Raw genomic sequence first — 25,696 nt, 5'->3', positions numbered from 1 at the left:
CATCACAAACCCCGACAAGATCGAAATCGATATCGAAGCCATGAACCTCATTGCCAGACTCCACGGCAGAGGATGGTACGGCAGACAGACCGACATGTTCGAAATGATCAGGCCGAGAGTGTAGCCATCTTCCAAGGCCAAGGAACGCATTGCAGTCGTCTCAATCACGGAGAACTTTGGCCAAGGGCAATCAATGCGCCAGCCCCAGATCTTGACCGTGCTCGTCGCCGAGCCGGGTGCCGCCCAGGCCTCGGTCTCCACATCCACAGTCGGCGTGAAAATGCCAGCCAAGGGGCAAAGCCCCCGTCGTCGCCGCGGCCACCACAATGACCATCGGGATCGCAAGAGTGCGGGTCGGCAATGTGATCAATCAACCTGTCGAATCGGACGCCCGCCCACCGGCAAGCAGGAACTCTGCGGAGCCCGGACGCAGCAGACGAGGCTGACATCGGATATCGAGAGATTGCTGATTGCCGTTGAAGGCGGACCATCACTGCCCGAGATTCAATCTTCGCAAAGCGTCTGGATGGAAACAGCTCGCGCCTTGAAGCTCAACTCGATCCTGGAACAACGAGGGCCACGCCAGCAACGGTCGGCAAGCTGCCTTCCAGCAGAAACCGTGACACGAAGCCCACGATTCGCACGGCATGGATGCACATGGTTGTGTCCAGCGTGAGCGGCTCCCGGGCTCAGATCCTGATCTTGGGCCCAAAGTCCGTTCCGGAGAATGCCATCTGCCGAAGGCAGACAAAGCTGGAGGGCATGGCGCCCTTCGGTGGCCAGCAATGGTGCCCCTGGCCAGACTCGAACTGGCACGGATCTCTCCAACCGATTTTGAGTCGGTCGCGTCTACCATTCCACCACAGGGGCATCCCGTGGGCTTCCGAAGGGGCGGCTTAGACGCCTGCAAAGCCGGGTTCAACCGGCTTCTGCCCCCTTCAGTCGCTTTCAGTGTATAGTCTGCTCCACTCACGTGGAGGCGGCACCGGCCCACTCCCCCGCCCGGCCACCCAACGGAATTGTACGCTGTGGGTGGCCGGGCGGGGGAGTGGGCCGGTGCCGCACCAGTTTCAGCATCGCTGAAACTGGCTAACGTCAGGCCTTCAAGGCACCGACCAGCAGCTTGTGCAGGCGCGAGTGCAGCTGATCGTTGCCGGCCAGCACGGTATCGTCGCAGATCGGCAGTGAACGGCCCTTGTAATCCGAAACGAAGCCGCCCGCCTCACGCACCAGCAGGCAGCCGGCTGCGGTGTCATAGGGCAGCAGCGCCGATTCCCAGAAGCCGTCGTAACGGCCCGCGGCCACCCATGCGAGATCGAGCGAAGCGGCGCCGAAGCGGCGGATTCCCGCCACGCGCGGGGCCAGCTCGGCATAGATCCTGATCCATTCGCCCATATCGCCCCGGCCCGAAAACGGGATGCCCGTGGCGATCAGCGATTCGTCCAGGTGGCGGCGTGACGAAACCCGCAGCCGGCGATCCTGCAGCCAGGCGCCCCGGCTCTTTTCGGCCCAGAAGCTTTCGTCGGTGATCGGCTGATAGACCAGCCCCGCCGTCACCTCGTCCCAGCCAGATCCATCCAGCGTCGGTTCCTGCACCGCGATCGAGATCGCGAAGTGCGGGATGCCGTGCAGGAAGTTGCTGGTGCCGTCCAACGGGTCGATGATGAAGCGCGGCTTGCCCGGTTCGCCCGGAATCTCGCCGCCTTCTTCCAGCAGGAAACCCCAGTCGGGCCGCGCCGCGCGCAGTTCGTCCCACAAGGTGCGCTCGCTGGCCTGGTCCGCCTTCGAAACGAAGTCGGCCGGGCCCTTCTTGCTCACCTGCAGGTGTTCGATTTCGCCGAAGTCGCGACGGAGCTTCTGGCCGGCCTTGCGGGCCGCCTTTTCCATCACGCGCATCAGGCCGGAAATGGCTGCCATGGGATCAGCTGGCCTTGCCGACGTAGGTGCGCTCGTACACGTCCACCACGATGCGGGTACCGGATTCGATGTGCGGCGGCACCATCACGCGCACGCCGTTGTCGAGGATCGCCGGCTTGTAGGAAGACGAGGCGGTCTGCCCCTTCACCACGGCATCGGCTTCCACGATGGTGGCTTCCACCTGTTCGGGCAGCTGCACCGAGATCGGGCGTTCGTCGTACATTTCCAGCACGGCGGTCATGCCATCCTGCAGGAACGCTTCGGCACCGCCGAGCAGGTCCCTGGGCAGGGTGATCTGTTCATAGGTTTCCACGTCCATGAACACCAGATCCTCGCCCTCGGCATAGAGGTACTGGAAATCCTTGGTGTCGAGGCGCACGCGCTCAACCGTGTCGGCGCTGCGGAAGCGGACGTTGGTCTTGCGGCCATCGATCAGGTTCTTCATTTCGACCTGCATGAACGCTCCACCCTTGCCGGGCTGCGTATGCTGGGTCTTGGCAACCTTCCAGATGCCCTTTTCGTATTCCAGGATATTGCCCGGACGGATGTCCACGCCGCTGATCTTCATGATGGAAAGAGCCCTGCCGTTGATCGGGGAAGCGCGGCCCTTAGCCGCTGCGGCCGATTGCTTCAAGTCACGCCAGCGTGTAACCGCCATTCCTGTGATGAAGCGCGCCATTCTCCTTGCCTCGCTGGCCCTTGCCGCCGCCCTGCCCACCGCCCCGGCACAGGCCGTTCCCGGCGGGCAGTTGCGCGTGCTGATCCAGGGCCCGTGGCGCTGCGAGCTGCCCGGAGACGCCACGGCGATGCCGGTGGCGCAGCCCGCCGAAAACTTCCGCGTCGCCCCCGATTCCAGCTATGTGGTCAAGGGGGTGGGCGCAGGCAATTACCTGCGGCTTGGGGACCGGCTGACCATGACCTCCGGCCCGTTCGAAGGCCGCCGCTATGCAGTTGATAGCGAAGCGATGCTGCACCGGCTGGACGAGACGGGCAATCCGACGCAGCTGCGCTGCGTGCGCACCGGTTCGATCACTGCGATGGCCGAATCGGTCGTCCGCTGATCGCGGATCAGGCTGCGGCCCGGCGCATCCGCGCATAGGCCGTGGCCACGATGGCCGCGAATACGGCGATGCCCAGCGGCATCTGCCACGCACCCTCGGCCACCACCGCCAGAATGTCGGGGTTGTTGGTTGCCCCCACGATCGCGGCATAGGCGATGTTGAACAGGCCATCGCCCACGATCAGGCCCGTGGCGGTCAGCACCCCCATCCGCTCGGCAAACTCCGGGTTGGCCTGACGCCGTGACCAGCGGTTGTAGAGGTGGCCCAGCACCGCGCCGACCACGACCATGAAGGTCACCTCCATCGGCAGGTACATGCCCATGCCCACCGCCAGCGGCGGCAGGCTGCCGCGCTTGCTCAGCCGCAATCCTTCGTCCAGCGCGACGACGACCACGCCGATCCCCGCGCCCAGTCCGATCAGGTCCCAGCGCAGGTCACCGCCCAGCACGCCCTGCGCGATGGCGGAGATCAGTGCGGCCTGTGGCGCGGCGAGCGCATCCGGCCCGGCACCCGGCGCGCCCTGGAATCCGAAGGTGTGGTTCAGCAGGTCAAGCAGCGGCGGGATCACCGCCGCGCCGAACAGCACGCCCAGCACCAGCGCCACCTGCTGGCGCCACGGCGTTGCACCTACCAGTTGCCCGGTCTTCAGATCCTGCAGGTTGTCGTTGGAAATGGTCGCCACGCCGAAGACCACGGCGGTGACGAACAGCGCAAAGGCGACCAGTGCCTTGGTGTCTCCACCGCCGCCGAACAGACCGAGCAGCAGCAGCGAGATGCCGAGCGAGGCAAGGATGCCCACGCCCGAGATCGGGCTGTTCGACGCGCCGATCAGCCCTGCCATGTAGCCGCAGACCGAGGCGATGACGATACCTGCGACCAGCACATAGAGCACCGATGCAGCTATCCCCATCGCCCCCACCGGCCCGCCGCTGGCGAAATTGGCCAGCAGCAAGGCGATGGGGATCATCAACAGCGCGATCGTGCCGCCGACAAGACCGATCGGCAGGTCGCGCTCGGTCAGATCAAGGCTGGCATTGCCGCCGGCCCCGCGCGCCCTGCTGGCGGCCAGCGCTGCGGCGATGCCGCGCACGATGGGGCCGATCACCTTCAGAAGCGTCCAGATCGCCGCCACGCCAATGGTACCAGCGCCGATGAAGCGGATCTGGTGGCGGAACACGTCGGAGATAAAGTCCGCCAGCTCTGTGCCGGCAGGCGGCCCTCCGGCGGTGAAGATCGGCAGCAGAAAGCCGAACGAGATGACGATGCCCGTCAGCATCGCCACGCCCACGGCCAGCCCGACAAGATGCCCCACGCCCACCAGCGCCAGCGACAATCCGCCTGAAAGCGCCGTTCCACCAAGGCCGACGGGAATGGTGGCCGATGCGCTTTCTCCCACCAGCTTCAGCTTGGCCAGCAGTGGATAGACCACCGCCATGATCGAGCCGGTGAGCACGGCGGCAAGGCCCTTGCGGTTCTCCTCTTCGCCACCCACGCCCGCGCCGACCTTGAGCACTTCGGCCGCAGCCACGCCTTCCGGATATGGCAGGTCAGACCCCGTCACCAACGCGCGGCGCAGTGGCACCGAATACATCACCCCCAGCACGCCGCCGATCGCGATCACCGCCACCGACTGCCAATAGGGAAAGCCGGTCCAGTACCCCACCATGACAAGGCCCGGCAGCACGAAGACGATCGCCGACAGCGTGCCCGCGCTGCTGGCGATGGTCTGGACGATGTTGTTTTCCTGGATCGTCGCGCCCGGCAGAAGGCGCAGCACCGCCATCGAGATGACCGCTGCTGGAATTGAAGTGGCGAAAGTGAGGCCGATGCGCAGGCCGAGATAGACGTTGGCCGCCGTGAACACCACGGTGAGGATCGCGCCGAGCAGTATGCCGCGCCCGGTCAATTCACGAGGTTGCGATTCACTGGCCAAGGCGATCTCCGTTCCGGGCTGGGGCGTCTATCCCCCTGTCTGGCACGGAATTCCGGATCAGGAAAGCAGTGCGGCCACCGGCGCGAAGCTGCGACGGTGCAGCGGCGTGGGGCCGTGGCGGCGCAGCGCCGCGAGATGCTCGGCCGTGCCATAGCCGGCGTTGCGCTCCCACCCGAAGTGGGGGTGCACTTCGGCATGTGCGCGCATCACCCGGTCGCGGTGTTCCTTGGCGATGATCGAGGCGGCGGAGATGCACGGCTCCAGCGCATCGCCGCCGACGATCGGCCGCGCCGGCCAGCACCAGTCGGCATGGCGGCCATGCGGGGTCAGGTTGCCGTCCACCAGCACCTCGTGGACCTCTTCCGCGTCCAGCTGCGCGCACAGGCCCTGCACCGCCAGCGTCATGGCCAGCATGGTCGCGCCGAAGATGTTGAGCCGGTCGATCTCGTCGGCTTCAACCACCCCCACCGCCCAGCGGCAACGGCGCTTGATCACCGCTTCCAGCTCGCCCCGCCGCTTGCCCGAAAGCTTCTTCGAATCATCGAGGCCGGACGGGCGCGGCTTGCACAGGATCACCGCTGCTGCGACCACCGGGCCGGCAAGAGGTCCCCTCCCCGCCTCGTCCACGCCGATGACGACACGTGAAGACAGGCTGGCACTGGCGCTCAAGGTGTGCATTGTGGGGCCATGATCCGCAAACTCTCGCTCGCCCTATCGCCGCTCGCGCTTGTTGCTGCAAGCTGTGGCCAATCATCTCCTGCGCATAGCCAGCAGGCGGAAACCGAACAGCTCCCGTTCCGCATCACCGAACTCGGCACTTTCGCCGAGCCGTGGGCGATGGCGTTCCTGCCCGATGGCAGCGCGCTGATCACCGAAAAGGCGGGCAAGCTGAAGCTGTGGAAGGCCGACAGGACCGTCGTCGACATCGCAGGCGTCCCCGCGGTCGATTATGGCGGCCAGGGCGGCTTCGGCGATGTGAAGCCCGCGCCCGATTTCGCCACCAGCGGCACGGTCTACCTCACCTGGGTCGAAGCCGGCCTGCATGACACGCGCGGCGCGGTGCTGGGCAAGGCGCGGCTGGCGCTCGATGGATCGCCCCGGCTGGAAGGGCTGCAGGTGATCTGGAAGCAGACGCCCAAGGTCACCGGGCGCGGCCACTTCTCCCACCGCATCGCCTTTTCGCCCGATTGGCGATACCTGTTCCTGTCCAGCGGTGAACGGCAGAAGTTCACCCCGGCGCAGGACCTGACCAACAATCTCGGCAAGGTGCTGCGCCTGACGCTCGACGGCAAGCCCGCGCCGGGCAATCCCTTTGCCGCCAAGGGCGGCGTAGGTGCCGAGATCTGGTCGTACGGCCACCGCAACCTCCTCGGCCTGCAGTTCGATGCCAGGGGCCAGCTCTGGGACCTCGAACACGGCCCGATGGGTGGTGACGAGCTGAACCACGTGGAGCCGGGCAGGAACTATGGCTGGCCACTGGTCTCCGACGGCGATCACTATGACGGCAAGCCGATCCCCCGCAACGCCACCCGTCCCGATCTTGCGCAGCCGGCGATCAGCTGGAACCCGGTGATCGCGCCAGGTGACTTCATCTTCTATCACGGCGATCGCTTCCCCGGGTGGAACGGGCAGGTGCTGATCGCTTCCTTCGCGATAGGGGGCATCTTGCGCCTTTCCATCGATGGCGAAAAGGCGAAGGAGGAAGCGCGCTATTCGCTGGGCCAGCGCATCCGCGAGATCCGGCAGGGCGCAGACGGCGCAATCTATGTGCTGGAGGATGCGCCCGAAGGCCGGCTGCTGAAGCTGGAGCCGATGGCGTGAGCTTCGATCCGGCGCGGGTCGATTGCTGGATATTCGATCTGGACAACACGCTCTACCCGGCGTGGACCGACCTGTTCGGCCAGATCGACGTGCGCATGGGCCAGTTCATCAGCGAACTGCTGGGCTGCGACGCCACCGAGGCGCGGCGGGTGCAGAAGATGTATTTCCACGATCACGGCACCACGCTGGCCGGGCTGATGCACTATCACGCGGTGGACCCGCACCACTTCCTGGACTTTGTCCACGATATCGACATGACCGTGCTGAAGGACGCGCCGCCGCTGGCCGACCGGCTGATGGCGCTGCCGGGGCGGCGGCTGATCTTCACCAACGGCGACGCGCCTTATGCGACGAAGGTGATGGATGCTCTGGGCATCACCCACTGCTTCGAAGGCATGTGGGACATCCATGCCATGGAATACCGCCCGAAGCCCGAACCATCGGCCTATGCCGGCCTGATCGAAGCGTTCGGCATCGATTCCGAACGGGCGGTGTTCGTGGAGGACTCGGCCCGCAATCTCGGCCCGGCAAAGGCCATGGGCATGCAGACGGTCTGGCTCGATCTCGCCACCGAATGGGGTGACCGGGCCAAGGACGATGCCGCGATCGACGTGGTGATCGATGACCTCGTTCCGTGGCTTGATGCGGTGATCGCGCAGGTCGCCACCTGACCGGCGCAGTGCGGGTTCGTATTTTCTGGCCGCATGCTGTTTCCCCGCCCGCGAAAATGCTCTAGGCGGCGCGCCGACTGATTTCCGGGGAGACAAGCCATGACCGCCCAACTCGAAGCCGCCATCGAAGCCGCCATCGAAGCCGCGTGGGAAGCCCGCGCCGACGTAACCCCCGCCAGCACCGATGTGCGCACCGTGGTGGAACAAGCGCTGGAACTGCTGGATAGCGGCAAGGCCCGCGTGGCCGAGAAAGTTGACGGCGAGTGGAAGGTGAACCAGTGGCTGAAGAAGGCCGTGCTGCTCTCGTTCCGCCTCAACGACAATGTGGTGATCGAAGGCGGCGCCGGTGGTGCCCCTGCGTTTGACAAGGTACCGTCGAAGTTCGCCGGCTGGGGCGAGAACCGCTTCCGCGACGCCGGCTTCCGCGTGGTGCCCGGCGCCGTGGCGCGCAAGGGTGCGCACATTGCCAAGGGCGTGGTGTTGATGCCCAGCTTCGTCAACATCGGCGCGTTCGTGGATGAAGGCACCATGGTCGATACCTGGGCCACGGTGGGTTCCTGCGCGCAGATCGGCAAGAACGTGCACATTTCGGGCGGCGCGGGCATCGGCGGCGTGCTTGAGCCGCTGCAGGCCGGCCCGGTGATCATCGAGGACGGCGCCTTCATCGGTGCCCGTTCGGAAGTGGCCGAAGGCGTGATCGTGGGCGAAGGCGCGGTGCTTTCCATGGGCGTGTTCCTGGGTGCATCGACCAAGATCGTCGACCGCGCCACCGGCGAAGTCCACATCGGCCGCGTGCCGCCCTACGCGGTGGTCGTGCCGGGCTCAATGCCGGGCAAGCCGCTGCCCGATGGCACGCCGGGGCCGTCGCTCTACTGCGCCGTGATCGTGAAGACGGTGGACGCGCAGACCCGCAGCAAGACCGGTATCAACGAGCTTCTGCGCGACTGACCCTGAAGCCCCGCGGGCTCAGGCCTGTTGGATTTCATGGATATCAAACCCTTGAAGTAAAACGATGTAGGAATGTTTCCCTGGGGAAACATTCCTACAGCCCAAAGCCGTTTCCCCTCACCTTGCCCCTTCGGCCGGGGAACGTCGGGTGTACCTGCGCGTAGAGCCGCAACAGGCTTTGCGCGAAAGGATCCGACATGGAACGCCAGGGTGAAGAGATTCACATTACCACTCCCGAAGCGCGCGGCGGCGAAACCACTGGCATCATGCGCTATGTGCTGATCATCGCGCTGGTTCTTGCCATCGGTGCGCTCTCGATCATCTGGATCACCGGTGCGCTGACCAGCCCGCAGCCCAACAGCACCGTGGTGAGCGGGCAGCACACGCCTGCGCCCGCCGCGGGCCAATGACACCCGGGCTTGCGGCCCGGATCATTTTACGGAAACCGTCACATGGTCCTGCGTTGATGAAGCGGAAGACCACCGGAGCCGCATCGCCATGACCGTGGGATGGAAAATCGAACCCGATTGCCGCGCGCGCCTGCTTGAACTGGTGCCCCCGCGCTATGTCAGAGTGGTGGCCGATCACGTCACGCGCCGGCCGTTCAACGAGCCCGACGCTGAACCTCCCCCGCCGATCAGCAATGCGCGCATCGTCGGCCGGGCAGATGATGGCACCGGGGTTGAGACGCTCGTCGTCGCGATGGAGGGAACGACTGCGCGGCCTGATGGAGGGATCTGGCACATCACCTGGTCACTCGCCGAAGGACGAAGCGCCAAAGAGAGCAACGAATTACTGTCCGACAAGGAGTGGGAACCGTTCGACGGTGGCCCGCTGAAGCTTACACCAGCGGTATGGTGACGGCTTGACCGCCACGGGCCCGCGCCCGATGGTGCAGCCATGAATGCGGCGGACCTGATCGGCACACTGGGCCTTGCGCCTCATCCCGAAGGCGGGTGGTATCGCGAGACCTGGCGTGCGCAGGCCGCCCATGGTGAGCGCGCCGCCGGAACACTTATCCACTTCCTGCTTGAAACCACGCAGCGATCCCACTGGCATAGGGTTGATGCGGCAGAGATGTGGTTGTGGCACCGTGGCGATCCGCTGACGCTCAAGATGGCTCCGACAGCAGAAGGGCCAGTGATTCAGACTGTGCTGGGCCCGGATCTCGCCAGCGGACAGGTCCTGCAGGCGGTGGTGCCAAAGGATTGGTGGCAGGCGGCTGAACCAGTCGCCGGGCCGGAAGGCTATGCGCTGGCAAGCTGCGTAGTCACGCCGGGCTTTGAATTTGCCGGCTTCACCCTTGCGGACGCTGGATGGGAGCCGGGATGATGACCCGCACGATCGCCCATATCGTGCTGGCGCTGCTCTATGCCGCTGCCGGGGTGCTGCATATCCTCGTGCCCAGGCCATTCCTTGGCATCACGCCGGCATGGGTCCCCTTCCCGGAATTGACCATCCTTGTGACCGGCCTTGCCGAACTGGCGGGCGCGGCGGCACTCCTGCAGCCATGGTCGCCCGCGCTGCGTCGTGCAGGAGGATGGGGCCTTGCCGCCTATGCGGTCTGCGTGTTCCCGGCGAACATCAATCACTTCATCATGGACATGCACCGGCCGGACCATGGGCTGGGCCTTGCCTATCACGTGCCACGCATGGTCCTCCAGCCCGCCTTGGTCTGGCTCGCCCTGTGGGTCAGCGGCGTGATTGGCGACAGGAACCACAAAGCGGCGGGATAATCGCTGGCATTCCCAGTCCCCCTCTGGCAGGCGCACAGCCGGACGGAGGGAATGATGAGCGACGACGATTACGTTTACGACGAGGACAGCGGCGAATGGATGCCGGCGTCCGAACTGGCAGCCAGGCGTGCGGCCGAAGGCGCCGTGGAAGTGCGCGATGCGGTGGGCAATCTGCTGCAGGACGGTGACCAGGTGACCTTGATCAAGGACCTTGAAGTCAAGGGCGCAGGCCAGACGCTGAAGCAGGGCACCCTGATCAAGTCGATCCGCCTTACCGGCGACGCGCAGGAGATCGACTGCAAGTATCCCGGGATCAAGGGCTTGGTGCTGCGAGCGGAATTCGTGCGCAAGCGCTGAGGCAGGTCGACCTCACCTGCCCACGCGGTCTTGGTGACCCAGCACCACCTTCGACGCATCCAGCGAAGCGTCAGGCAGCAGCTTGGCACCTCTGATCGGGCCGCATCACCCCCTCGGACAGCCGGCAGGGTTGATGCCGGGCAACGCCGCCACCCTGCCGCCATGGCGCAACAAGGTGCCAGACCGGCACATGCCGCACCTGCGAAACCAGCTCACCAGGTAAACGCCATGGCGGCATTCCTGCGTTGTGTGCTGTCCAAAGGTGCAGGCAGGCACCCTCCGGTTTATGTCAAAATCGTGATGTTTCAATTCAGTTGCACATACTGCAATTGCAATGCAGCATAACGCATTTGCGTGTTCGCACCTGCAACATCATTAAGGTTCCAACAAGAACACAGGGGTGTCCGAAGGCAATCGCCCTTCACCCATAAGGAACATTGCCATGATCAAGCTTTCCTACTTCGCGGCTGCCGCCGTTGCCTTCCTCGCCGCTCCCGCCGCTTTCGCTGCCGAGGCAGAAGACGGTGCCTTCGCGCACAAGGGCGTGCAGTACAGCTACACCACCGAAGAGGCGGCTGGTGAAAAGGTGATCCGCGGCACCGCCTATGCCGGCAAGGTGCCCTTTGAACTGCACGTGCGCAAGAAGACCGTGACCGGCACCTTCAACAACCGCCCGGTGGAATTCCGCCTGGCCGACGTGAAGAAGCTGGGAATCGACGTCGAAGGCGCCAAGTAAGCGACTGACGCGGGCCCGGTAGCGGGCTGAAAAGGGGCTTTCCGCCAGCGCGGGAGGCCCCTTTTGCGTGCCGGGAACCGTGCCTGCCGGGCGCTGTTGAAGTGGCATGAAGCTGCAGGACCCCATCGCGAAAATCCTGGCTGCAGGCCTCGTGCTGGGCATATTGATCGGCTTGGCCACGCCCACCACGATCCTGGCCCCGCCCGATCCACCCTGGCGTGGCAAGGGCGCCGCACTGGCCCAACGGCAGCAGCAGACGGAGAGCTACGCGGCGACATTCAGCGGGGAAACGTTCAATCCCGCGCCATGGCCAGGCGAGCGCGGAGAGTCCATTCCCCCCAAGGTTGCCCATGCCAGGGTCTATGCCGGTGCAGACTGGCGGCTCGACAGTACAGACTTTCCTCCCGAACCACCGCAGAGGGAAGTGTGGGACGATTACGACGAGCAGGAAGCGGCCACCAGGACAGGGTATGATGATCCCGATCCCGAGGACATCCCTTCACCCGAAGACGATGCCCCGGTCGAGGACGTGCAGGGGCCGGCGAACTATTAAGTCTTCGCCAAGCATTTCCCGCCAATGTGTGCGCCATGGCAAGTGTACCCCGCATCATCGCGCGTCGCGTTGTCTGGCTGCTGCCCGTGTTGGGCGCGGTAACCCTGTTCGCGCAGCGCATGCCGGGTGGAAATGGCGCACCAGCGGACAACGCGGTCGAGACACATGGCGTGCGCGTGACGCGCGGGTACCAAGGCACAGCTTCAGGCAAGGGCCTGCTTGATGGCGTGGGCCAGTTTGCGCATGAGATCGTTCCCGCAGGCTGGCTGCCGGGAAAGCGGGCGGCGGAGGCAGTCACCACGGAAAACGGGGTACGCGTCCACCGCCACCACTGATCTTTGGCGGGTCAGCCTTCCGCTTCGCGTTCAAAGGCCGCGGCACCACCGATCCGCGCGCTGATACGGCCAAGGACCGTGAGCACGACCACTGCCAGTACAGTCGCCACGATGGCATAGCTGTATAGCCCGGCGAGATTGTCGCCCATGCCGAGCATCGCCAGCGTGGCCTTGATCGCTTCGTTCCAGGCCAGCGCAGCGACGAGCCCGAGCGAGGCGGAAGCGAGCGCGATCATCGTCTGGATCATGGCCTTGGGGTCGGTCATCGGCAAAATCTCCCTCGTGGTACTACGGTCCCACGAGGGAGATTGCCGTCATGGCGTCACCGTTTCAAGGGCGCTGGATCAGCGGCAGCGAACGTCCCTGTTGCGGCCACTGTCAACGGCACCGCCGGCAATGGCGCCACCCATGGCGCCGATGATTGCGCCCAGCGGTTTGCTGTCCCCTTCGGCGATGACCGCGCCCAGCGCTGCCCCGGCAAGGCCGCCGACGATGATGCCGGTCGAACCGTCGGACCGGCGGCAGTAATAGCGCCCGTCACGCCCGCGATAGACACGATCGTCATAGCTCAGGCGGCGTTCGCGATATCGTGGATTTTCGCGATAGTATCGATCGGCGTAGTATCCGCCGTAGCTGGGATCAGGATTGTTCCAGTCATAGCGACCGTAGCGGTCATAGTAGCCGCGATCATAGTAGCCCCAGTCACCGTTGCGGTCAGAGGCGTAGCGCGGGCCGTTGTCATAGTAGCCATCGCCATAGGTGGAACAGCCGCCCAGCAGGGCTGCGGCGGCGAGCGGGGCTATCACAAGGGCTTTCTTGGGGAACTTCATGGCGCCTTCTCCATGCGGGAGAGATGGGAGGGCGCAAAGATAAGGGGCGCGCCCGGTGCCAAGCAGCAATCGCCGGGGGGCAGTGTGGTTCCGGCAGGCGTGCGGGAAAGCCCGATCAGTCGAGGGTAACGAAGATCTCCGCCTCCAGCAGCCAATCGGCGCCCGCCTGCCGCCACTTGGCGCCATAGGTGCCCGAAGCCTGCACCTGCCCCTCGATGAGCCCCTGCCAATGGCCGGTTTCCATGGCGATGGGTTCGATCGCGGACACGGTCACGGTTTCCGTCGTGCGGGTGTAGGCGGTGCGCGGACGGGCGGCGAACTCGCGCTTCCATGCCACCAGCTGCGCCTTGCGGCCCGCGATCACGGCGCTGTCCGTGCCCGTCACCAGGATACAGTTCGGGGAGAGGATCGGACCGATGGCGGCGAGATCAGCTTCGGCCAGCGCCCGATTGAATGCGGCGCGGCGCAGGCGAATGGCGAGGTCGGTCATGTGTCAGCGGTTCGGATGTGCTGGCGAAACCAGTGGGCTAGTTCGTCTTCGGTAAGGTCGCCTGCGGCGAGGGCCTGCGCCGTGGCAACGGCGTCAACTGCGGCAAACGCGATCTCCACGCTGTTCAGCACGAGGAATGTGCGCGCGATTACCCAGGCTGTCCGCTTGTTGCCGTCGGTGAAGGGATGGTTGCGCGCTATGCCAAACGCATGGGCAGCGGCAATCTGGCAGAGATCGTCTTCGCCATACTCCCACTGGTTGCACGGCCGTGCCAAGGCGGATTCCAGCGCACCGGAATCCCGCACTCCGCTGGGGCCGCCATGTTCGGCCAATTGCCTGTCGTGGATGGCAAGCGCGAGTCGGCTGTCCAGCCAGACCGGCTCGAGACGGAGGGACATGGGACGTTACTTAGCAAGTTCGCGCAGGATATCGCGATCCTCGCGCATGATCCGCTCGGCTGCGGCCATCTTTTCAGCGAAATCAGGGTCGGCCGCTGTAATGCGGATGCCATCCGGCGCCTCAGTCACGAAAAGCGTGTCGCCCACACCCACGCGAAGCCGGGCGAGCAGTTCCTTGGGCAGGACGATCCCGGCGGAATTGCCGATCTTCGTGATCTTCAGGGGCGCGTTCATACGGGTGTTATAACGGATTGCTTGGCGGGTCGCAAGCTTGCGCCACTTGCGCGGGCGTGGCAGCGGGGCGCATGAACAACCCGCCCCCTCCCCTCGCTGCACCTGCCATCATGGTCGACGGTGATGCGTGCCCGGTGAAGGAGGAAATCTACAAGGTGGCCTTTCGCCACCAGATACCGGTGACGGTGGTCAGCAATTCGCCGTTCCGGGTGCCGGTCCATCCATTGGTACGGCGCGTGGTGGTGAGCGACGGGTTTGACGCCGCGGACGACTGGATTGCCGAAGCTGCCGGGCCGAAAAGCGTGGTGATCACGGCGGACATCCTGCTGGCCGACCGGTGCATCAAGGCGGGCGCGGTGGTGCTTTCTCCTGCAGGAAAGCCCTTTACCGCCAATTCCATAGGCAGCCAGATCGCCACGCGGGCGATCATGGCGGACCTGCGCGCCGGGGGCGACGTGGTGGGCGGCCCCGCCCCGTTCAGCAAGGCCGACCGGTCCCGCTTCCTGCAGGCGCTGGACGAAGCCTTGGTGCGCCTGATGCGAGGTTGAGGGTGCCCGCCGCCCACAGAGAGCGGCGGGAGACCGATCAATCGTGTTCGCGGCCGCCGGCGCCGATGTAGAGCTCGCGGCCCATCTCGTCGTACTTCGCGCTCATCGCCTTCATGCCGGCTTCGGCCTCGGCCTCGTTCGCCACGAAGCCTTCGACCGGCTGGTTCTGCTTGGCGGCAAAGTCACGCACTTCCTGGCTGATCTTCATCGAGCAGAACTTGGGGCCGCACATCGAGCAGAAGTGCGCGGACTTCGCGCCTTCGGCGGGCAGGGTCTGATCGTGGTACTGCTCGGCGGTGTCCGGATCGAGCGAGAGGTTGAACTGGTCGCGCCAGCGGAATTCGAAGCGCGCCTTGCTCAGTGCATCGTCACGCACCTGCGCCGCCGGGTGGCCCTTGGCTAGATCGGCCGCGTGGGCGGCCAGCTTGTAGGTCACCACGCCGACCTTGACGTCATCGCGGTCGGGCAGGCCGAGGTGTTCCTTCGGTGTCACGTAGCAGAGCATGGCGGTGCCGTACCAACCGATCTGCGCCGCGCCGATGCCGCTGGTGATGTGGTCATAGCCCGGCGCGATGTCGGTAACCAGCGGCCCGAGCGTGTAGAACGGCGCTTCGCCGCACGCTTCGAGCTGCTTGGTCATGTTCTCCTTGATCTTGTGCATCGGCACGTGGCCGGGACCCTCGATCATCACCTGAACGTCCTGCGCCCAGGCACGCTTGGTCAGTTCACCCAGGGTGTAGAGCTCGGCGAACTGGGCTTCGTCGTTGGCATCGTAGATCGATCCGGGGCGCAGGCCGTCACCCAGCGAATAGGCCACGTCATAGGCCTTCATGATCTCGGTGATCTCGTCAAAGCGTTCGTAGAGGAACGATTCCTTGTGATGCGCAAGGCACCACTTGGCCATGATCGAACCGCCGCGGCTGACGATTCCGGTCATCCGCTTGGCGGCAAGCGGGATGTAGGGCAGGCGCACACCGGCGTGGATGGTGAAGTAGTCCACGCCCTGTTCGGCCTGTTCGATCAGGGTATCGCGGAAAACCTCCCAGGTCAGGTCCTCGGCAATGCCGCCGACCTTTTCCAGCGCCTGGTAGATCGGCACGGTGCCGATCGGCACGGGGCTGTTGCGCAGGATCCATTCGCGCGTGTCGTGGATGTTGCGACCGGTGGACAGGTCCATCACGGTATCGGCGCCCCAGCGGATCGACCAGACCATCTTGTCGACTTCGCTGGCCACGTCGGACGCGACGGCGGAGTTGCCGATGTTGGCGTTGATCTTGACGAGGAAGTTGCGCCCGATCGCCATCGGTTCGGATTCGGGGTGGTTGATGTTGCTGGGAATGATGGCGCGGCCGCGTGCAACTTCGTCGCGCACGAATTCGGCGGTGACGTAATCAGGGATCGAGGCGCCCCAATCCTGTCCGTCGCGGACCAGCGCTTCCTTCAACTGCTTGCGGCCAAGGTTCTCGCGGATGGCGACATATTCCATCTCGGGCGTGATGATACCCTGGCGGGCATAGTGCATCTGGCTGACGTTGGCGCCGGCCTTGGCGCGCAGGGGGCGCTTTTCGACATTGGGGAAAGCGGGCACGCCAGCGGAGCGGTCAGGCCCCTTCAGGCCGTTGTCCTCGGGCTTGACGGCGCGGCCATCATAGGCCTCGACATCGCCACGGGCCATGATCCAGTCCCGGCGCAGCTTGGGCAGACCGGCGGCGATATCGATGGCGACCTTGCTGTCGGTGTAGGGGCCCGACGTATCGTAGACGCGCACCGGCGGTTCGCCGCTGCTGGGTTCAAGCGAAATCTCACGCATGGCGACGGTGAGGCCGGGAAACCGGGGTGATTCGACGTGGATCTTGCGGCTCCCGCGGATGGGGCCGGTGGTGACGCCGATCTCGAGCTTTGAATTGATGTCCGCCATGCGCAACGCTCCTTCGGCGGGCGGAGTTCGAGACGGGTGCCGTGGCTGCCCTTCCCTCCGCCCGTGCTAACGGGTTCAGGTTCGACGGGTCGGGCTGCGTGACCAGCCCCTCTCAGCCAGCACTGGCTCCCCGGGGTATGGATTCGGGATAGGCCAGCCACGCCACGCTGTCCAGCGGCGGAAAGATCAGGTTGCCGCCTGCCATTGCCGCACCGCCTCGATCGGCGAGGCGAGCATAAGGACGTTGAGAGTCAGGTTGTCTCGGATCATGGCGAGGGTGAAGAGTTCGAAGGCCAGTGCCACGGCGATCGTCAGGCGCGCCGGGACGCGGGCGGCGAAGAGGAAGCCAAGCACCATGCAGGCGATGTCGCTGGCGGAATTGAGGACGCTGTCCCCCGAATAGCCATAGCTGATGGTGACGGCGCGATAGCGATCGATGATGATGGGCGAGTTCTCGAGAAGCTCCCAGCTGCCTTCCACAAGCACGGCCAGCGGCAGCGCCCATGTGCGCGCGGGAAGCCAGCGCCCGAGCCCGGCCCTGCGCCAAAGCAGGTGCGCCACGCCATAGAACAGCATGCCGTGGATCAGGTGGCTGAAGCTGTACCAGTCGGTGATCTGCTGGCTGTTTTCCGCCGACTGCACCTCACCCGCCCAGAAGCGTACCATGCCGCAAGGGCAGATTGGCGGGCGGTGCCACGAAAGCAGGATCACAATCGTGCCAAGCCAGAAAGTGGCGGCAAGAAGCGTGCCGGTACGCCCGGGCAGCAGCGGTTTTGTGGTCAATTCCCCCATTGCCCTGTGGTGCCGCGTGGGGCGTCTGGACGCAAGGCCTGTTGCGCCCCCTGCCCCGAGCGCCTACCCCTGTGGCCATGAGCGTGAGACATTGCGACATTGCGATCCTGGGAGGCGGGCTGGCAGGCGGACTGATTGCCCTGGCGCTGGCGCGCAGCCGCAGCAGCCTATCGCTGCTGCTGGTCGAGCAGGACGATCGGCTTGGCGGCAACCACGTCTGGTCGTTCTTCGGTTCGGACGTGGGCCGGCGCGGGCGTGAACTGCTGGCGCCGCTGGTGACGAAGGGGTGGAGCGGGTACAGTGTGCGCTTCCCGGCCTATACCCGGCATCTCCACACCAGCTATTACACGATGACATCAGACCGGCTGGATGCTGCGCTGCGCAAGGCGCTGCCTGCCGATGCGATCCTGACCGGGGCGCGGGTGCTGGCCTGCAACGCGCACAACGCCACGCTGGGCGACGGCACGCGGATCGAGGCCGGCGCGGTGATCGATGCGCGCGGAGTGCGCAACATGGGGCACCTGACCGGAGGCTGGCAGAAGTTCCTGGGGCGCAGGCTGAAGCTGAAGGCGCCGCACGGGCTGGACAATCCGATCGTGATGGATGCCAGCGTTGAGCAGATCGACGGCTATCGCTTCGTCTATGCCCTGCCCTTTGGCGACGACGACGTCTTCGTGGAGGACACCTATTATTCCGACGGCCCGGCGCTGGATACGGCAGCGCTGGCGCAGCGGATCGACCAATGGGTGGCCGAGCAGGGTTGGCAGATTGAGGCTGTGACCGCTGAGGAGCAAGGTGTACTTCCGGTTGTAACCGGCGGAGATTTTGAGGGATTTCTGCGCTCCACAGGCAAGGATGTGGCGCGGGCGGGAACGCGCGCAGGGCTTTTCCACCCACTGACCAGCTATTCGGTGCCGGATTCGGTGCGATTTGCCCTGGCGGTGGCCGATCAGACCGATCTGGATGGGGATAAACTTTCATCCATGTCTGAGGAGTGGTCTCTAAGACATTGGAAAGCCGGAAAATTTTATCGAGACTTGTCAGCCTTGCTGTTCGTTGCGGCCGATCCGGAGAAGCGCTTCAAGGTGCTTGAGCGGTTCTATCGTCTCAACCCGCAGCTGATCGAACGGTTCTACGCCGGGCGGTCGCGCACGCTGGACAAGCTGCGCGTGCTGGTGGGCAGGCCGCCGGTGCCAATGACCAAGGCGATGGCGGTGCTGGCGGGGGTAGGTCCGAAGACCGCACCACTTACTCTTTCGGGGATGCGCAAGTAGATGAAAAGGGCATGCGTGATCGGCGCCGGCATCGGGGGCCTGGCGCTGGCGATCCGGCTGCAGTCTGGAGGCGTGGCGACCACGCTGGTGGAAGCGCGCGACAAGCCGGGCGGTCGCGCCTATTACTGGGAGCGCGACGGCTTCACCTTCGATGCCGGCCCGACGGTGATCACCGACCCGCCATGCCTGCAGGAGCTGTGGCAGCTGTCAGGTAACGACATGGCGCGGGATGTCGAGCTGATGCCGGTAATGCCGTTCTACCGGCTGAACTGGCCCGACGGCACCAACTTCGATTACTCGAACGACGAAGCCGGGCTGCGGGCGGAGATCGCCAAGATCTCGCCGCGTGACGTTACGGGTTATGACGACTTCCTCGAATACTCGGCCGGGGTCTTCGAGGAAGGTTACGTCAAGCTTGGGGCGGTGCCGTTCCTCGACTTCGCCAGCATGATCAAGGCGGCCCCTGCCCTGGCCAAGTACCAGGCCTGGCGCTCGGTCTATTCGATGGTCAGCAAGTTCGTGAGTAACGAAAAGCTGCGCGAGGCCTTCAGTTTCCACACCCTGCTGGTCGGCGGCAACCCGATGAGCACCAGTGCGATCTATGCCCTGATCCACAAGCTGGAGAAGGACGGCGGCGTTTGGTGGGCCAAGGGCGGCACCAACCGGCTGATCGCGGGCATGGTCACGCATTTCCAGCGGCTTGGCGGCGATGTGCGGATGGGGGATGCCGTAACGAAGATCCACTCACTGGGCAGTAACGTTACGGCGGTCGAGACGCGTAGCGGGTGGAAGGAGAATTTCGACGCTGTCGCTTCCAATGGCGATATCGTCCACACCTACAAGGACCTGCTGGCCGACAACGGCCATGCCCAGCGCCGGGCCAAGTCTCTCAAGCGCAAGCGCTTTTCACCCAGCCTGTTCGTCGTCCACTTCGGCGTGGAGGGTTCGTGGCCCGGTATTCCGCACCACATGATCCTGTTCGGTCCGCGCTACAAGGGCCTGCTGGACGACATCTATCACCACGGCGTGCTGCCGCAGGACTTCTCGATCTATCTCCACCATCCCACGGTCACCGATCCGTCCATGGCGCCCGAGGGGATGAGCACGTTCTACGCGCTGGTGCCGGTGGCCAACATGGGCAAACTGCCGGTGGACTGGGCCGAAGTGGGCCCGATGCTGGAAAAGCGCATTCTTGACGAAGTTGGCCGGAGGCTGATCCCCGACATTCACCAGCGTATCGTAACGAAGTTCCATTACGCGCCCAGCAACTTCGCCACAGACCTTTCGGCACATCTGGGCAGCGCGTTCAGCCTTGAGCCGTTACTAACGCAGAGCGCCTATTTCCGCGCGCACAACCGTGACGATGCCATCCGCAACCTGTACCTGGTGGGCGCGGGCACGCATCCGGGCGCGGGCATTCCCGGCGTGGTCGGCAGTGCCAAGGCCACGGCCAAGCTGATGCTGGAAGATCTCGCTTGAAACGTGTCGCGGTCTATTGCGGTTCGGCCAGCCCGGCCGACGAACGTTACGTTGCGCTTGCTGCAGAAACAGGGCGAACTCTGGCCCGGCGCGGCATCGGCGTTGTCTATGGCGGTGGGCGGATGGGCCTGATGGGCGCGGTCGCCGAGGCCGCACTTGACGCCGGCGGCGAAGTGATCGGCGTAATTCCGCAGGCGCTGGTTGACGCGGAGCTGGCCAATCCGGCTTGCAGCGAACTTCGTATCGTAACGGGCATGCACGAACGCAAGCGCGCGTTCACCGACCTCTCCGACGGCTTCCTCACCCTCCCCGGCGGCGTGGGCACGATGGACGAGCTGTGGGAGGCGGTCAGCTGGGCGCAGCTTGGTTATCACGCCAAGCCGGTGGGCCTGCTGAATGCTTTCGGCTTCTTTGACCACCTTCTGGCCTTCAACCGCCATATGATCGACGTCGGCTTTGTGCGGCCCGCCCATGCCGGCATCATCATGGCGGAGCACGAACTGGACCTGTTGCTCGATCGCATGGCGGCGCATGAACCGCATGTGCCGATCTTCGCGATGAAGGCCGGCGACCTGTAACGTAACAGATGCCGGAGCGTGCCATCCTCGTCGCCCAGGCGCGCGACACGATCCGCAAGGGATCGAAGAGCTTTGCCTCGGCCAGTCGCCTGTTCGACCAGACCACGCGTGAGCGGGCCTGGCTGCTCTATGCATGGTGTCGGCGTTGTGACGACCTGATCGACGGACAGGAACTGGGTGGCGCGTTGGGTAACGATGCGGGATCCGAGGAGCGTCTCGTAACGGTCCGCACCTTGACCGCCAAGGCATTTGCCGGTGAGCCGACCGGAGATCCGGCCTTCGACGCGCTGGGCCAGGTGGCGCGCGAAACCGGCCTCACACCCGACATGGCTGAGGACGTGATCCGGGGTTTCGCGCTGGATGTGGCCGACTGGCAACCGCGCAGCGAGGCCGACCTGATGCGATACTGCTGGCACGTGGCAGGCGCGGTGGGCGTGATGATGGCCGTGGTCATGGGCGTGGACCCGAACGATGAAGACACACTCGATCGTGCCTGTGACCTGGGGCTGGCGTTCCAGTTGGCGAACATCGCGCGTGACATTCGCGAGGATGATGCGGGCGAGCGCTGTTACGTACCAGCGGAATGGCTGGCGGAGGCGGACATTCCGCCCGGCGAACAGATGAAGCCTCTGTACCGCAGGGCGCTGACCCAGCAGGTGGCCCGGCTCTGCGGGCTGGCGCAGGCGCACGAATGTTCGGCACGGATCGGCGCAGCTCGGCTTTCATTCCGTCAGCGCTGGGCAATCCTTTCCGCTGCCGGCATCTATGGCGGCATTGCGCGCGAAGTTACGCGACGGGGAGAAGCGGCGTGGGACCGTCGCGTAACGGTGCCGCGCAGGGAGAAGGCCGGACTGATCTGGCGCGCGCTGTGGCACGCGGTTCGCGGCCCCACGCGCGATTGTGCCCGCCAGGCCGAGGGGCGTCGTTACACACGCAGGGCGCTTGCCGCACTCGGGCGAACGTGACGGCACACCAAATCGCTTTGTAACCTTTCGCTGGCGTGGCACGAGTGCGTGACGGAAGCATGGAGGCGGGTGACAAGCATGGCCGAGCGACCGCTGGTTTACCGAACGAAGCTGCCGGTGCGGCTGTGGCACTGGATCAACGCCCTGACGATTTTCATCATGCTGATGAGCGGAATGATGATCTTCAATGCCCACCCGCGGCTCTATTGGGGAAAGGCGGGCGCCAATTTCGACCCTGCCTGGCTGGAAATCGGCAATCGCGGGCAAACCGGGTTCCTCAACCTGCTGGGCGTGGAAATTCCGACCACGGGTGTGCTGGGGTATGCGCAGGGAACGGCCGAGGCGTTTCCGCCGCTGGTTACCATCCCTTCGAGCTACAGCATCGCAGCCGCGCGACAGTGGCACTTCGCCTTTGCGTGGGTACTGGTGATCGCGCTGGCCATTTTCCTGATATACGCCATTTTTTCCAGACATTTATGGCGTGATCTTGCGTTGAAACGTGAAGAGCTGAGCCCTTCCCACCTCTGGGCTGACATCAAGGAGCACGCGCGGCTCCACTTTCCCACCGGGGAAAAGGCGCGCGCCTACAATCCGTTGCAGAAGATCGCCTATCTGGGCGTGCTGTTCATGCTGATCCCGCTGGTGGTGCTGACCGGGCTGACAATGTCTCCGGCCATGGACGCGGCATGGCCGTGGCTGCCTGAATTGTTTGGGGGGCGGCAATCGGCGCGGTCGATCCATTTCCTCTGCGCCTTCGGCTTTGCCCTGTTCATCGCCGTGCATCTTCTGATGGTGGTGCTGGCCGGGCCGTTCAACGAACTGCGTTCGATCATCACGGGCTGGTACCGCCTGCCGGCCGAACGGGAGGTGAAGCCATGACGGTGATCTCGCGGCGGAACATGCTGGTGGGTACAGGCGGGCTGATGCTTGCAGGGTGTGACCGGATCGTGGCCTCCCCCACGGTGAAGCAGGTGCTGACACTGGGAGAAAAGGCCACGCGCAGCACGCAGCGCCTGATATCGGACCGCAACGCGCTGGCACAGGAGTTCGGCCGGGCCGACATTTCGCCTGTGTTCAAGGAGAACGGCACCAAGCGGCCGCAGGGCGATGCCTATGCCGCGCACGTGGCCAACGGCTTTGCCGATTGGCGGCTGGTGGTGGACGGCCTTGTGGCGCAGCCCATGGCGCTTGGCCTGCCGCAGATCCTCGCGGCGCCTTCGCGCACGCAGATCACTCGGCATGACTGCGTGGAGGGCTGGAGCGCGATCGGTGAATGGACCGGGTTGCCGCTGGGGTTGCTGCTGAAGCAGGCGCAGCTATCCACCAATGCGCGCTTCATCGTGTTCCATTGCGCGGACACGCTGTTCGGCAAGCCTTACTACGAGAGCATAGACCTGATCGATGCGTTTCACCCGCAGACGATCCTGGCGCACAGCCTGAACCGGCAGAGGCTGGGCATTGGCCACGGCGCGCCCCTGCGCCTGCGCGTGGAACGTCAGCTGGGCTACAAGCAGGCGAAGTACGTGATGCGGATCGAGGCAGTGGCCAGCCTTGACCGGCTGCACGGCGGCAAGGGTGGATTCTGGGAAGACCGGTCCGGATACCAGTGGTACGCCGGGATCTGATCATCAGACTTTGACGATACCCTGGTCGATCAGGCTGCGTGCGGTATCGATGATGGTCTGTTCGACCGGGAGCATGGTCCAGCCCACCCGCTCCATCGCGTGGGCGGAACTGGCGGCGCGATGCTTGCCGAGTTCGCTGGAAACCTGCTTGATCGATGCGCTGAAGGGGGCGGCCGCCTTGACGATCCAGTCCGGCAGTCTGCGCGTCGGCACCTTGCGCGCCTCATGCCCCAGGTTACGCCGGAGGATCTTCGCAATCTGGGCGAAGGTGAGGAAGGGGCCGGAGGCCAGAAAGCGTTCCCCGGCGAGGCCCGGCGTCACCAGTGCGCGGACGTGAAGGTCGGCCACGTCGCGCACATCGACAATGCCGAAGCCGACATCCGGCAAGGCGGGAATGGCGCCTTCGAGCAGTTGCTTGACCAGCTCGATCGAGGTGGAAAGGTCGCGGCTCGCCACCGGGCCGAGCACCGCGACGGGATTGACCGAGGCGAACTCCATGCCCTCGCCTTCGGCAACGATCCAGTCGCGCGCCGCGCGTTCGGCCACGGTCTTGCTGCGCATGTAGGGCGGCACGGCCGGGTTGGTCAGGTCGGTCCAGTCGGCCTCGGTGAACTCGTGGCCCGGAACATAGCGGTGCGCGGGGTGTCCATAGCCGACTGCGGCGAACGAGGACGTGAGGACGAAGCGCCCAGCCCCCGCGGCCTTGGCGGCCTTGAGCGCGCGCAGGGCGCCGTCCCGCGCGGGGCGGATCAGCTCTTCCGCATCCTTTGGCACCGTGAGCGGGAACGGTGAGGCCACGTGGGTGACGTGGCTGCAGCCCTGCGCCGCTTCGGCCCATCCGGCATCAGAAGTCAGGTCTGCGGCGAAGAACCGCAGCGTTTCAGCCGTGCCGCCGAGTCGGGGCCGCAATTCCGCCTCGCGCGAAAGGCTGCGTACGGTGGTGTGGACGGTCCAGCCCGTATCCAGCAGCTGCCGGATCAAGAAGCCGGCGATATAGCCGCTTCCGCCCGTGACCAGGACCGTTCCACCCATCTGCGCCTCCCGCTGAACCTCGCGCGGGGAGAGTACGCCATGGGTTGCAAACCGCAACCCAATTGTCAGCGCATCAGCACCAGTTCCTCGGCCATCGAGGGATGCAGCGCCACCGTGGCGTCGAAATCGGCCTTGGTCAGCCCGGCCTTCACGGCGATGGCTGCAGCCTGCAGGATCTCGGGCGCTTCGGGGCCGATCATGTGGATGCCCAGCACCCGGTCCGTGCCGGCGTCCACGATCATCTTGTAGAGGCCACGCTCAGGCCGATGGCCGAAGATGTTTTTCATCGGGCGGAAATCCGACGAAAAGACCTTGATATTGCTGCCGAAGGCGTTGCGCGCCTGGGATTCCGTCAGCCCCACGCCCGCCAGTGGGGGCTGCGAGAACACCGCGCTGGGGATGCAGTCATAGGAGATGGTCGTCTCCTTGCCGCCAAAGACCCGATCGGCAAAGGCATGACCTTCGCGGATGGCGACGGGGGTGAGTTGGACCCGGTCGGTCACGTCGCCCACGGCATAGATGCTGTCACAGGTGGTCTTCCCGGTGTCGTCCACCTTGATCTCGCCATTCTCGCCCAGTTCCACGCCCGCCGTCTCAAGGCCGAGACCCGGCGTCTTGGGCTTGCGACCGGTGGCGACCAGGATCAGGTCGCAGACCAGCGGGTCGGGCTTGCCCGCCAGATGGGCTTCAAGGCAGCCATCCTCGCGCTTCACCACCTTATCGAAGGGCGAGTTGAACTTGTATTCGATGCCACGCGCCATGGTGATCTGCAGCAGCCGATCGCGCAGCGATTCGTCATAGCCGCGCAGCAGGGTCTCGCTGCGGTTGACGACGGTGACATGGCAGCCGAGCGCATTGAAGATGCCGGCGAACTCCATGGCGATATAGCCCGCGCCGGAAATGACGACGCGGCGCGGCAGTTCGGGCAGGTGGAACACCTCGTTGGAGGTGATGCAGTGCTCTGCACCCTCGAAAGAGGGCGTCACCGGCCACGCGCCCACGGCCACGAGGATGTATTTCGCGGTGACCTCGCGGCCAGAGGCGAGCCGGACCGAGTGCGGGCCGGTCACCTCGGCGCGTTCCAGGAATCGCTCGACCTTGTTGTTTTCCAGCGTGGTTGTGTAGGCCGCGTTCAGGCGATCGACGTCCTTGAGCACGGCATCGCGCAGGGTTGGCCAGTCGAACTTCAGGTCTCCCACCGTCCAGCCATAATTGGCGGCGTCCTGCAGTTCCTCGGCAAAGTGCGATCCATAGACCAGCAGCTTCTTCGGCACGCAGCCGCGGATCACGCAGGTGCCGCCAACCCGGTACTCTTCAGCCACGGCCACGCGCGCGCCATGGCTGGCGGCGATGCGGCTGGCCCGCACCCCGCCTGATCCGGCGCCGATGACGAAGAGATCGTAGTCGTATTCCTGCTCGGCCATTGGAAGCTCCTTTGCCGCCGCATATGGGGCGAAGGGGGCCT

33 protein-coding genes, 1 tRNA gene and 1 riboswitch are annotated in these 25,696 nt (G+C 64.9%); of the genes, 19 read left to right on the top strand and 15 right to left on the bottom strand.

The window, feature by feature from the left end:
• The 4 genes from POM99_RS12270 to efp all read right to left on the bottom strand — a co-directional run.
• Positions 1-291 (bottom strand): hypothetical protein (locus POM99_RS12270; RefSeq protein ID WP_277278192.1); only part of this gene is annotated, 291 nt, incomplete at its 3' end.
• A 495-nt stretch (positions 292-786) separates the two neighbouring features.
• A tRNA-Leu gene (locus POM99_RS12265) sits at positions 787-870 on the bottom strand.
• 225 nt (positions 871-1,095) lie between these two features.
• On the bottom strand, positions 1,096-1,917 hold the full coding sequence (locus POM99_RS12260; protein WP_277278191.1) for an inositol monophosphatase family protein: 822 nt from the start codon (positions 1,915-1,917) through the stop codon (positions 1,096-1,098).
• Positions 1,918-1,921: 4 nt separating this feature from the next.
• Complete coding sequence (gene efp / locus POM99_RS12255) at positions 1,922-2,485, bottom strand: elongation factor P (RefSeq protein WP_277278189.1); 564 nt, start codon at positions 2,483-2,485, stop codon at positions 1,922-1,924.
• Position 2,486: 1 nt separating this feature from the next.
• Here efp and POM99_RS12250 point away from each other — a divergent pair, with 1 nt between their 5' ends.
• Positions 2,487-2,978: a hypothetical protein gene (locus tag POM99_RS12250; protein ID WP_277278186.1), complete on the top strand. Its 492-nt coding sequence runs from the start codon at positions 2,487-2,489 to the stop codon at positions 2,976-2,978.
• Between the two features lie 7 nt (positions 2,979-2,985).
• Here the strand turns inward: POM99_RS12250 and POM99_RS12245 are convergent, their stop codons facing one another.
• Both POM99_RS12245 and rnhB read right to left on the bottom strand, forming a co-directional pair.
• Entirely contained in the window at positions 2,986-4,917 is a 1,932-nt protein-coding gene (locus tag POM99_RS12245; RefSeq protein WP_438823011.1) for an OPT family oligopeptide transporter, read from the bottom strand.
• A gap of 51 nt (positions 4,918-4,968) precedes the next feature.
• Positions 4,969-5,589: a ribonuclease HII gene (rnhB, locus tag POM99_RS12240; RefSeq protein ID WP_277278183.1), complete on the bottom strand. Its 621-nt coding sequence runs from the start codon at positions 5,587-5,589 to the stop codon at positions 4,969-4,971.
• 9 nt (positions 5,590-5,598) lie between these two features.
• Between rnhB and POM99_RS12235 the strand changes: the two genes are divergently transcribed.
• The 11 genes from POM99_RS12235 (at position 5,599) to POM99_RS12185 (ending at position 12,068) form a co-directional block, all read left to right on the top strand.
• Positions 5,599-6,732, top strand: a complete 1,134-nt coding sequence (locus tag POM99_RS12235) for a PQQ-dependent sugar dehydrogenase (RefSeq protein WP_277278181.1) — start codon at positions 5,599-5,601, stop codon at positions 6,730-6,732.
• Positions 6,729-7,403, top strand: a complete 675-nt coding sequence (locus tag POM99_RS12230; RefSeq protein ID WP_277278179.1) for a pyrimidine 5'-nucleotidase — start codon at positions 6,729-6,731, stop codon at positions 7,401-7,403. The genes POM99_RS12235 and POM99_RS12230 overlap by 4 nt, the downstream gene beginning before the upstream one ends.
• Before the next feature lie 99 nt (positions 7,404-7,502).
• Positions 7,503-8,351, top strand: coding sequence for a 2,3,4,5-tetrahydropyridine-2,6-dicarboxylate N-succinyltransferase (gene dapD, locus POM99_RS12225; RefSeq protein WP_277278177.1), 849 nt, complete (start codon positions 7,503-7,505; stop codon positions 8,349-8,351).
• 197 nt (positions 8,352-8,548) lie between these two features.
• Positions 8,549-8,761 carry a hypothetical protein gene (locus POM99_RS12220; protein ID WP_277278175.1) on the top strand — a complete coding sequence of 71 codons (213 nt, stop codon included), beginning with the start codon at positions 8,549-8,551 and terminating at the stop codon, positions 8,759-8,761.
• Positions 8,762-8,849: 88 nt separating this feature from the next.
• The gene (locus POM99_RS12215) at positions 8,850-9,212 is read left to right on the top strand and encodes a hypothetical protein (protein ID WP_277278173.1); all 363 of its coding nucleotides are present in this window, start codon (positions 8,850-8,852) and stop codon (positions 9,210-9,212) included.
• Between the two features lie 39 nt (positions 9,213-9,251).
• Positions 9,252-9,683, top strand: a complete 432-nt coding sequence (locus POM99_RS12210) for a cupin domain-containing protein (RefSeq protein ID WP_277278171.1) — start codon at positions 9,252-9,254, stop codon at positions 9,681-9,683.
• Positions 9,683-10,087: a DoxX family protein gene (locus POM99_RS12205; RefSeq protein WP_438823009.1), complete on the top strand. Its 405-nt coding sequence runs from the start codon at positions 9,683-9,685 to the stop codon at positions 10,085-10,087. Before POM99_RS12210 ends, POM99_RS12205 begins: the two co-directional genes overlap by 1 nt.
• 51 nt (positions 10,088-10,138) lie before the next feature.
• Positions 10,139-10,444 carry an alkylphosphonate utilization protein gene (locus tag POM99_RS12200; RefSeq protein ID WP_277278167.1) on the top strand — a complete coding sequence of 102 codons (306 nt, stop codon included), beginning with the start codon at positions 10,139-10,141 and terminating at the stop codon, positions 10,442-10,444.
• Positions 10,445-10,886: 442 nt separating this feature from the next.
• Positions 10,887-11,180: a hypothetical protein gene (locus POM99_RS12195; protein ID WP_277278165.1), complete on the top strand. Its 294-nt coding sequence runs from the start codon at positions 10,887-10,889 to the stop codon at positions 11,178-11,180.
• A 106-nt stretch (positions 11,181-11,286) separates the two neighbouring features.
• Positions 11,287-11,733 (top strand): hypothetical protein, encoded by a 447-nt coding sequence (locus POM99_RS12190; protein ID WP_277278163.1) that lies wholly within the window; start codon positions 11,287-11,289, stop codon positions 11,731-11,733.
• Between the two features lie 35 nt (positions 11,734-11,768).
• A complete protein-coding gene (locus POM99_RS12185) occupies positions 11,769-12,068 on the top strand; it encodes a hypothetical protein (RefSeq protein ID WP_277278161.1) in 300 nt (99 codons plus the stop codon).
• 11 nt (positions 12,069-12,079) lie between these two features.
• Here POM99_RS12185 and POM99_RS12180 read toward each other — a convergent pair whose 3' ends face one another.
• The 5 genes from POM99_RS12180 to POM99_RS12160 form a co-directional block, all read right to left on the bottom strand.
• Complete coding sequence (locus tag POM99_RS12180; protein ID WP_277278159.1) at positions 12,080-12,334, bottom strand: DUF5654 family protein; 255 nt, start codon at positions 12,332-12,334, stop codon at positions 12,080-12,082.
• Between the two features lie 78 nt (positions 12,335-12,412).
• On the bottom strand, positions 12,413-12,898 hold the full coding sequence (locus POM99_RS12175; RefSeq protein WP_277278157.1) for a glycine zipper 2TM domain-containing protein: 486 nt from the start codon (positions 12,896-12,898) through the stop codon (positions 12,413-12,415).
• 115 nt (positions 12,899-13,013) lie between these two features.
• Positions 13,014-13,388: a nuclear transport factor 2 family protein gene (locus tag POM99_RS12170; RefSeq protein WP_277278155.1), complete on the bottom strand. Its 375-nt coding sequence runs from the start codon at positions 13,386-13,388 to the stop codon at positions 13,014-13,016.
• On the bottom strand, positions 13,385-13,786 hold the full coding sequence (locus POM99_RS12165; protein WP_277278153.1) for a type II toxin-antitoxin system death-on-curing family toxin: 402 nt from the start codon (positions 13,784-13,786) through the stop codon (positions 13,385-13,387). The genes POM99_RS12170 and POM99_RS12165 overlap by 4 nt, the downstream gene beginning before the upstream one ends.
• 6 nt (positions 13,787-13,792) lie before the next feature.
• The gene (locus POM99_RS12160; protein WP_277278151.1) at positions 13,793-14,020 is read right to left on the bottom strand and encodes an AbrB/MazE/SpoVT family DNA-binding domain-containing protein; all 228 of its coding nucleotides are present in this window, start codon (positions 14,018-14,020) and stop codon (positions 13,793-13,795) included.
• Positions 14,021-14,091: 71 nt separating this feature from the next.
• Between POM99_RS12160 and POM99_RS12155 the strand changes: the two genes are divergently transcribed.
• The gene (locus tag POM99_RS12155) at positions 14,092-14,568 is read left to right on the top strand and encodes a YaiI/YqxD family protein (RefSeq protein ID WP_277278149.1); all 477 of its coding nucleotides are present in this window, start codon (positions 14,092-14,094) and stop codon (positions 14,566-14,568) included.
• A 37-nt stretch (positions 14,569-14,605) separates the two neighbouring features.
• On the opposite strand, the gene thiC is transcribed toward POM99_RS12155, so the two are convergent.
• Positions 14,606-16,486 (bottom strand): phosphomethylpyrimidine synthase ThiC, encoded by a 1,881-nt coding sequence (thiC, locus tag POM99_RS12150; RefSeq protein ID WP_277278147.1) that lies wholly within the window; start codon positions 16,484-16,486, stop codon positions 14,606-14,608.
• 34 nt (positions 16,487-16,520) lie between these two features.
• A riboswitch (TPP riboswitch) is annotated at positions 16,521-16,629 on the bottom strand.
• Between the two features lie 43 nt (positions 16,630-16,672).
• Positions 16,673-17,278 carry a DUF2585 domain-containing protein gene (locus POM99_RS12145; RefSeq protein ID WP_277278145.1) on the bottom strand — a complete coding sequence of 202 codons (606 nt, stop codon included), beginning with the start codon at positions 17,276-17,278 and terminating at the stop codon, positions 16,673-16,675.
• A 77-nt stretch (positions 17,279-17,355) separates the two neighbouring features.
• Here POM99_RS12145 and crtY point away from each other — a divergent pair, with 77 nt between their 5' ends.
• The 6 genes from crtY (at position 17,356) to POM99_RS12115 (ending at position 23,199) form a co-directional block, all read left to right on the top strand.
• On the top strand, positions 17,356-18,552 hold the full coding sequence (gene crtY / locus POM99_RS12140; protein ID WP_277278143.1) for a lycopene beta-cyclase CrtY: 1,197 nt from the start codon (positions 17,356-17,358) through the stop codon (positions 18,550-18,552).
• Positions 18,553-20,031 carry a phytoene desaturase gene (locus POM99_RS12135; RefSeq protein ID WP_277278141.1) on the top strand — a complete coding sequence of 493 codons (1,479 nt, stop codon included), beginning with the start codon at positions 18,553-18,555 and terminating at the stop codon, positions 20,029-20,031.
• Entirely contained in the window at positions 20,028-20,609 is a 582-nt protein-coding gene (locus POM99_RS12130) for an LOG family protein (RefSeq protein WP_277278139.1), read from the top strand. The genes POM99_RS12135 and POM99_RS12130 overlap by 4 nt, the downstream gene beginning before the upstream one ends.
• 8 nt (positions 20,610-20,617) lie before the next feature.
• Positions 20,618-21,574, top strand: coding sequence for a phytoene/squalene synthase family protein (locus POM99_RS12125; protein WP_277278137.1), 957 nt, complete (start codon positions 20,618-20,620; stop codon positions 21,572-21,574).
• Between the two features lie 78 nt (positions 21,575-21,652).
• Positions 21,653-22,453 carry a cytochrome b/b6 domain-containing protein gene (locus tag POM99_RS12120; protein ID WP_277278135.1) on the top strand — a complete coding sequence of 267 codons (801 nt, stop codon included), beginning with the start codon at positions 21,653-21,655 and terminating at the stop codon, positions 22,451-22,453.
• Positions 22,450-23,199 carry a molybdopterin-dependent oxidoreductase gene (locus tag POM99_RS12115; protein ID WP_277278133.1) on the top strand — a complete coding sequence of 250 codons (750 nt, stop codon included), beginning with the start codon at positions 22,450-22,452 and terminating at the stop codon, positions 23,197-23,199. Before POM99_RS12120 ends, POM99_RS12115 begins: the two co-directional genes overlap by 4 nt.
• A 3-nt stretch (positions 23,200-23,202) precedes the next feature.
• Here the strand turns inward: POM99_RS12115 and POM99_RS12110 are convergent, their stop codons facing one another.
• Together POM99_RS12110 and gorA are read right to left on the bottom strand one after the other, a co-directional pair.
• Entirely contained in the window at positions 23,203-24,231 is a 1,029-nt protein-coding gene (locus POM99_RS12110) for an NAD-dependent epimerase/dehydratase family protein (RefSeq protein ID WP_277278131.1), read from the bottom strand.
• 65 nt (positions 24,232-24,296) lie between these two features.
• Positions 24,297-25,655: a glutathione-disulfide reductase gene (gorA, locus tag POM99_RS12105; protein ID WP_277278130.1), complete on the bottom strand. Its 1,359-nt coding sequence runs from the start codon at positions 25,653-25,655 to the stop codon at positions 24,297-24,299.
• Positions 25,656-25,696: the final 41 nt, after the last annotated feature.

It is taken from the genome of Novosphingobium cyanobacteriorum, assembly GCF_029436685.1.
Classification (GTDB): Bacteria; Pseudomonadota; Alphaproteobacteria; order Sphingomonadales; family Sphingomonadaceae; genus Novosphingobium; species Novosphingobium cyanobacteriorum.
Note: the sequence above shows the minus strand (reverse complement) of the source record. Positions and strands in the feature narration are given on the sequence as shown.

Coding starts and splice junctions, on each gene's coding strand:
- POM99_RS12110 (WP_277278131.1), bottom strand. CDS start 24,231: ATGGGTGGAACGGTCCTGGTCACGGGCGGAAGCGGCTATATCGCCGGC.
- POM99_RS12180 (WP_277278159.1), bottom strand. CDS start 12,334: ATGACCGACCCCAAGGCCATGATCCAGACGATGATCGCGCTCGCTTCC.
- POM99_RS12195 (WP_277278165.1), top strand. CDS start 10,887: ATGATCAAGCTTTCCTACTTCGCGGCTGCCGCCGTTGCCTTCCTCGCC.
- POM99_RS12155 (WP_277278149.1), top strand. CDS start 14,092: ATGAACAACCCGCCCCCTCCCCTCGCTGCACCTGCCATCATGGTCGAC.
- POM99_RS12185 (WP_277278161.1), top strand. CDS start 11,769: ATGGCAAGTGTACCCCGCATCATCGCGCGTCGCGTTGTCTGGCTGCTG.
- POM99_RS12165 (WP_277278153.1), bottom strand. CDS start 13,786: ATGTCCCTCCGTCTCGAGCCGGTCTGGCTGGACAGCCGACTCGCGCTT.
- POM99_RS12200 (WP_277278167.1), top strand. CDS start 10,139: ATGATGAGCGACGACGATTACGTTTACGACGAGGACAGCGGCGAATGG.
- POM99_RS12260 (WP_277278191.1), bottom strand. CDS start 1,917: ATGGCAGCCATTTCCGGCCTGATGCGCGTGATGGAAAAGGCGGCCCGC.
- POM99_RS12190 (WP_277278163.1), top strand. CDS start 11,287: ATGAAGCTGCAGGACCCCATCGCGAAAATCCTGGCTGCAGGCCTCGTG.
- dapD (WP_277278177.1), top strand. CDS start 7,503: ATGACCGCCCAACTCGAAGCCGCCATCGAAGCCGCCATCGAAGCCGCG.
- POM99_RS12215 (WP_277278173.1), top strand. CDS start 8,850: ATGACCGTGGGATGGAAAATCGAACCCGATTGCCGCGCGCGCCTGCTT.
- POM99_RS12115 (WP_277278133.1), top strand. CDS start 22,450: ATGACGGTGATCTCGCGGCGGAACATGCTGGTGGGTACAGGCGGGCTG.
- POM99_RS12250 (WP_277278186.1), top strand. CDS start 2,487: ATGGAAAGAGCCCTGCCGTTGATCGGGGAAGCGCGGCCCTTAGCCGCT.
- gorA (WP_277278130.1), bottom strand. CDS start 25,655: ATGGCCGAGCAGGAATACGACTACGATCTCTTCGTCATCGGCGCCGGA.
- efp (WP_277278189.1), bottom strand. CDS start 2,485: ATGAAGATCAGCGGCGTGGACATCCGTCCGGGCAATATCCTGGAATAC.
- POM99_RS12170 (WP_277278155.1), bottom strand. CDS start 13,388: ATGACCGACCTCGCCATTCGCCTGCGCCGCGCCGCATTCAATCGGGCG.
- crtY (WP_277278143.1), top strand. CDS start 17,356: ATGAGCGTGAGACATTGCGACATTGCGATCCTGGGAGGCGGGCTGGCA.
- POM99_RS12125 (WP_277278137.1), top strand. CDS start 20,618: ATGCCGGAGCGTGCCATCCTCGTCGCCCAGGCGCGCGACACGATCCGC.
- POM99_RS12210 (WP_277278171.1), top strand. CDS start 9,252: ATGAATGCGGCGGACCTGATCGGCACACTGGGCCTTGCGCCTCATCCC.
- POM99_RS12205 (WP_438823009.1), top strand. CDS start 9,683: ATGACCCGCACGATCGCCCATATCGTGCTGGCGCTGCTCTATGCCGCT.
- POM99_RS12235 (WP_277278181.1), top strand. CDS start 5,599: ATGATCCGCAAACTCTCGCTCGCCCTATCGCCGCTCGCGCTTGTTGCT.
- thiC (WP_277278147.1), bottom strand. CDS start 16,486: ATGGCGGACATCAATTCAAAGCTCGAGATCGGCGTCACCACCGGCCCC.
- POM99_RS12135 (WP_277278141.1), top strand. CDS start 18,553: ATGAAAAGGGCATGCGTGATCGGCGCCGGCATCGGGGGCCTGGCGCTG.
- POM99_RS12175 (WP_277278157.1), bottom strand. CDS start 12,898: ATGAAGTTCCCCAAGAAAGCCCTTGTGATAGCCCCGCTCGCCGCCGCA.
- POM99_RS12220 (WP_277278175.1), top strand. CDS start 8,549: ATGGAACGCCAGGGTGAAGAGATTCACATTACCACTCCCGAAGCGCGC.
- POM99_RS12160 (WP_277278151.1), bottom strand. CDS start 14,020: ATGAACGCGCCCCTGAAGATCACGAAGATCGGCAATTCCGCCGGGATC.
- POM99_RS12120 (WP_277278135.1), top strand. CDS start 21,653: ATGGCCGAGCGACCGCTGGTTTACCGAACGAAGCTGCCGGTGCGGCTG.
- POM99_RS12145 (WP_277278145.1), bottom strand. CDS start 17,278: ATGGGGGAATTGACCACAAAACCGCTGCTGCCCGGGCGTACCGGCACG.
- rnhB (WP_277278183.1), bottom strand. CDS start 5,589: ATGCACACCTTGAGCGCCAGTGCCAGCCTGTCTTCACGTGTCGTCATC.